The organism is Halomonas sp. A11-A (assembly GCF_003182195.1).
In the GTDB taxonomy this organism is placed as follows: Bacteria; Pseudomonadota; Gammaproteobacteria; order Pseudomonadales; family Halomonadaceae; genus Halomonas; species Halomonas alkalicola.
This window is the reverse complement of record NZ_QGTM01000056.1, coordinates 1-1,902: the sequence shown is the minus strand read 5'-3', so window position 1 is coordinate 1,902 and position 1,902 is coordinate 1. Positions and strand designations below refer to the sequence as shown.

The window sequence follows — 1,902 nt, the reverse complement described above, 5'->3', positions numbered from 1 at the left end:
CCCGAGTTCGACAGATAGAAGCGTAAGCCACTGATTAACCTGAAAACGTGTTTTCAAAATTGGCACTACAAGCGAGATGCAGTCGGTGCCGGTAGGCCAATGGCTTCGAAGAGATCGCGTTGTTCAGGCTTCAATTTGGTTAGGCCGCTCGCCGTCTCACGACGGTGAAGTAGAACCTGGTGGAACTGGATCTTGCGGGCAATCTCCAGTGCTCGGGTCGGCGACAGTGGGTGATTGCTGGCCTTCAACCGCATTCGTAGCACCCGGTAAAGCACCAGCGCGAGGAAGCAGATCAGCGCATGGGCGCGGATACGATCCGGCAGCCGGTGGTAGACCGGCGCGATCTCGATGTCGCTCTTCAGCACCCGGAAGCCGCGCTCGATATCTGCCAGCGCCCGGTAGCGCTCTACGATCTCCTTTGGCTCGTGGTCGGCCATGTTGGTGACCAGCAGCAGCTTGCCATCCATCATCCTCGCGCGATCGAGCGCCCGCTGATCCAGGACATAGTTGAACGTCTCGGCGGTCAGATCGACTTTCAGGATATGCCCGAGGTGAGCGTCGGTGACGGCCTTGTAGAACCTGGCGGTGACGCCGGCATCCGAGAGCTTTCTGCCACGATAGCGACGCCCGGCATCCTGGTTGTCCAGCTTCTCGAACCACTGGCGCGCATCGGCCTGCAACGCCTCGATCTTCTGATCGCGTGCCGCCGTCTGCGCCTTGGCGACCTCCGGCCGGTGCGCCACGATCAGCCGATGGTCCTGCCATGCCATCTCGCCGTAGGCTTCGCGATCGGCGTCCTGGCAATGCGTCTGGTGAAACGCCTTCAGCAGCGCATCGAACTCGCCATAACGGCGTCCCGGCACCGCCAGGATAAATTCCAAAGGGCGATCCTCGATACGCACGGCGGACAGGGCGGCCAGATTGTCCAGAGAGAGCAGGCCACGGTCGGCGACCAGCACGACTCGCCGCACGTTGAAGCGCTTGACCACCGTTTCGATGGTCGGCAGCAACGTGCGGGTTTCCGCGACATTGCCATCGAAGACTTCGTGGTGAATGGGTAAGCCTTCCGCCGTCTGCACGACACCGAGCATGAACTGGCGGGCGATGCCGCCCTCCTTCGAGGGACCGTAGTGACGGACATCACCGTCGAGTGAGGTACTGCCTTCTGCCCGAATCGTGGTGAGGTCGTAGAAGACGATCGAGAGTTCCTGGTCGATCAGTGGCTTGAGCTGCTGTGCCAGAACGTCATTGAGGGCTTCGCTGCAGTCCGACAGGGTATCCATGGTGCGCAGCAGATGCTGGTGACTGATTGAGGTCGTGTCGACGTCGGGCACCAGTACATCTTCCAGCCAGCGCAGCACCCCGAGCTTGGATTCCGGATCACATAGCCGATTGAACACCATGACCCGCAGCAGCCGCTCGGCATCGAACTGGCGCTTGCTACGCAAGACACGCCGGAAGGCGTCATCCAGGCCGAGTTCTTTCCAGAGTGACGTTAGCAGCCAGGTATCACCCACGGAGCGCGCCGGCGCGAAGTCGGTCTCGCCGGTGCCTTCCTCGAGCGTCGGCTGGCCGGTGACGCGCAGCAGGCCATTGATCAGCGCGCTGGACTCCCCGGCGGTGACGGCTTCCAGGCGTCCCAGCGTCGCGATCACGCGTTGGCGCGGCTTGCCGGCCTCGTCGCGATAAGACTCAACGAGCTTCACGTAGCGGCGCGGACCGGATTTGGTGACTTTGACGAACATGTCACCACGATAGACCGGAAAAACCACGGATGGCAAGACACCAAAAGAAAAACGTGTCACTACAAAGAATTCGGCCAGAAATGGCTAAGTCACTGAATTCTCATGCCATGAGTGCCGATTTCAGGCCAAAATCGGACTGGAAGTGTCGAACTCGGGG

Annotated in this window: 1 protein-coding gene; it reads right to left on the bottom strand. The window is 60.7% G+C overall.

The window, feature by feature from the left end:
• Window positions 1-65 precede the first annotated feature (65 nt).
• Window positions 66-1,745, bottom strand: coding sequence for an IS1634 family transposase (locus DER72_RS15945; RefSeq protein WP_110070904.1), 1,680 nt, complete (start codon window positions 1,743-1,745; stop codon window positions 66-68).
• Between the last annotated feature and the right edge of the window lie 157 nt (window positions 1,746-1,902).